Annotated in this window: 3 protein-coding genes; all 3 read left to right on the plus strand. The window is 50.4% G+C overall.

Annotation, left to right across the window (positions count from 1 at the left end):
- The first annotated feature begins 61 nt into the window (after positions 1-61).
- On the plus strand, positions 62-508 hold the full coding sequence (locus HNQ95_RS33220; protein ID WP_312874175.1) for an amidohydrolase family protein: 447 nt from the start codon (positions 62-64) through the stop codon (positions 506-508).
- A gap of 61 nt (positions 509-569) precedes the next feature.
- The gene (locus tag HNQ95_RS33225) at positions 570-1,967 is read left to right on the plus strand and encodes an amidohydrolase family protein (RefSeq protein ID WP_182576247.1); all 1,398 of its coding nucleotides are present in this window, start codon (positions 570-572) and stop codon (positions 1,965-1,967) included.
- Between the two features lie 74 nt (positions 1,968-2,041).
- Entirely contained in the window at positions 2,042-2,998 is a 957-nt protein-coding gene (locus HNQ95_RS33230) for a LysR family transcriptional regulator (protein ID WP_182576246.1), read from the plus strand.
- Positions 2,999-3,325 lie beyond the last annotated feature (327 nt).

The raw sequence follows: 3,325 nt of genomic DNA on the forward strand, positions 1-3,325 counted from the left end.
TGCTCTTCCGTGAACCGCTTTCTCTTCATCAGTCCGTCCTTCGATCAAGGACCGGACTCTAATCTCAGATGGAGGAAAAACTCAGCGGCAGGTCAGTGGCCGTCATGACCTCTTCGAAGAAATGCGATTAGCTGTCTTTTTGTCCAGGCTGTGCCAGGCGGATCATACGCTCACTGCGTGGGATGCCATCGAAATGGCGACACTGAATGGTGCGAAAATTCTGGGACGCGGTGAGCATATTGGTAGCATAGAAGAGGGTAAGTCGGCTGACATCATTACAATCAATATGCTACAGACTCATTTTGAGCCACGTATAGAAAAATTACTTGATATACAGCGAGTTGTAGCTGATCTGGTATTTTCTGCTAATTCGTCAGATGTAAATACTGTAATAGTTGACGGAATTATTATAATGCATGAACGCAAAATTACAAATCTAGATACTGACGAGATTATATCAAATGCCAAGCAGGCCGCTCATCGTATATTTAACAAGATGCGCGGGTAGTATAGGAAATAACAATATTGTAGATAATTTATTATCCACCTCATTTCAATGAGATTAGTCGATGGTTGAAGCGGCTTCAAAATATGTGGATCTTATCGTCGAAGGCGCGAGCGTTCTTTCGATGGATCAGCTCGGGCGTTTTTGGCCACGCGGTTCCATAGCAATCAAGGACGGAAAAATCATCGACGTGGGGACCGCTGAGGATATCCGAGGCCGCTTCACCACTGGGGAGAACATCGACGGCACTGGGATGGCTGTTGTACCCGGATTTGTCAGTTGTCATGGTCATGCAGCGCAGTGCCTGTTGCGAGGTGTTGCGGAAGAATTCCCTCTCGACACTTGGCTCAAGTCGACGGTGTGGCCGCTTATGAGTCATGCTGGTCCGGAAGAGACTTATGCTGGTGCCAGGCTAGCTTGCCTGGAAATGATCATGAGCGGCATTACCACGTTTGCCGACATGTGGCGTGACCTTCCCGCTACTGTTGACGCTGTTTCCCAATCTGGTTTGCGTGCACGTCTTGCATTCAACATGCGAGATTTCGATGACCTCAATGCGTTGGAAAAGGAATGGTCGCAGGGGGCTGAAGCGTTAAGTCTGTGCCCTTCGTCCAGGATCCGCTACGGGCTAGCACCCCATTCCCTATACGCTTGCTCCGAGACGCTTCTCCGAAGGGTGGCCGATGCCGCGAATAAGGATGGGTGCCATGTGCAAATCCATCTCGCCGAAACGCAAGATGAGATGCTTCATTGCCAACAAGTCCATGGGATGGGTCTTGTTGATCGGCTTGAGAAAGTTGGCTTGCTTGGGCCGAACCTTCTTGTTGCACACGGCCTATGGTTGGACCAGGCGGATTGTCGACGCTTAGCGGCGCATCGCGTGAGTTTGTCGCTAAATGTTTCCAGCAATCTAAAGTTGGCCTCAGGTGTGCCGCACTACGCCCGTTTCAAATTGGCAGGACTGAACGTGGGACTAGGAACCGACAGTGCTGCCTGCAACAACGTTCTTGATCCATTTCGTGAAATGCGACTAACGGCGATAGTGCAGCGATCTCTAGCCCAGGAGCCAGTTCCCTTTGCTGCCTATGAGGCCCTTGGGCTAGCTACACGCAAGGGTGCGCAAGCACTCGGAATGGCAGACGAGATTGGCTCTATCGAAGTGGGAAAATGCGCGGATCTGGTGATGATCGACTTGCATAAGCCGCATATTCAACCAAGCAATGGCATTGACCGAGACGCTCTTGCAGAGCTTCTGGTTTTCGCGGCTACAGGCCGTGACGTTCACACAGTGATTGTAGGTGGTGATGTCGTGATGCGGGACCGAAAGGTTCGCACGCTAGTGCCGAGTGACGTAATAGAGGATGCGAGAGCAGCAGTCGAAAGGCTGATGGCCCGCGCCGAAAAGGGACTGCATCTGGTTCAGAATTCGGCGCTCGGCTGTGTGCGCTGTACGACGCGCTGACTTCAGTCGACCGCTCGCCGGCTGCTGAGGCGCTGTTGCTGAACCGCTCGATCGAATTTCCATGGACGGATTTGATGAACATCGACCACATCAGCCAATCTTTGGCATTTAAGTACATTTCTGCCGTAGCAGAATGTGGCTCTATCAGGCGGGCTGGGGAACTGCTTAATGTGTCGGCTCCATCTATCAATCGAAAAATAATCGAGTATGAGGCAGCCCTCGGCACAAAGTTGTTTGAGAGGTCAAACAAGGGGATTGTGACAACAGAGGCCGGTCGAATATTGATATCTCATATTCGACAGCAAAAAATTCTGTTGGAGCGCGCAATTAGTGAAATCGGACAAATGAAAGATGGAGAGAAAGGGCACATTCGACTGTCCACCGCAGAAGTTGCGCCGCGTATGTTTCTGGCTGATGAAGTCGCGTCCTTTCAGGCTTGTTATCCAAATGTCACGTATGACGTAAACATTACAGGATCCGACAAGGTGGCCGCTTCAGTTGTCAGTGAAGAGGTGGATTTTGGGATTGCAGTTAATCCTCCTAAATCTAAGAAACTAAGAGCATTATGTTCCATACCGCTTTTTACCCATATAATTGTGAGAGATAATCATCCGCTCTGCGGAAATGCGTCGGTCGACCTTGAAGAATGTGCGAGCTATCCGCTCGCTCTCTACGAAAGTCGGTTTGATAGCAGACCGATGCTCGAGCAGACTCTGATGCGCCGAATGCTTCACTTGGCTCCTACTACCAGATCCAACTCGATCTTCATCTTGCGTCATATGGTGAAAGAGACAGATATGATCTGCTTGGGCGTATTGTTTCCTTCCGATCAAAAGTTTCGTCACAACGGTTTATGTGTCATCCCAGTTCGCAGTCGAGAGGATGAGTTGGCCGCGACAAATCTGGAGCTAATTGTAAACTCTGATCGCGCCCTGTCGGTCGCATCGCAGCATTTGGTGGATCGCATCTGTGGCTTGCTGTCAGGCATTGGGAGCCGTGGGCGGGGATTTGAGAATGCGCTTTCAATTTGACGCTTTCTCAGTTTGTTAGGTGTGCGAACCATGCGGCGAACAAGGTGAGTGTTTTACTCGGTTTTTTCTCATTCCCGCGTGGCGGCTTATCCATTACGAATTTGTCGAGGAAAGGGCCCGCCTTCGTCGAGGTCCCCCACATGGCTTTTTTCCTAGGGCTATCTCTTTCAAACTGCGATCTGAAGCAAATGTCGGAATCGGTAGTTGCGTGTCCCCGCAACCAAATACCAAATGTACAGCCCGAAGACATAGGTAACAGTTTGTACCTAAGACATGGGTGACAACCTCGTGCCGAACGGGTTGTCGATGGTCTGCAGGGTCCTCTGT

The sequence above is a fragment of the Aminobacter ciceronei genome (genome assembly GCF_014138625.1).
GTDB lineage: Bacteria > Pseudomonadota > Alphaproteobacteria > Rhizobiales > Rhizobiaceae > Aminobacter > Aminobacter ciceronei.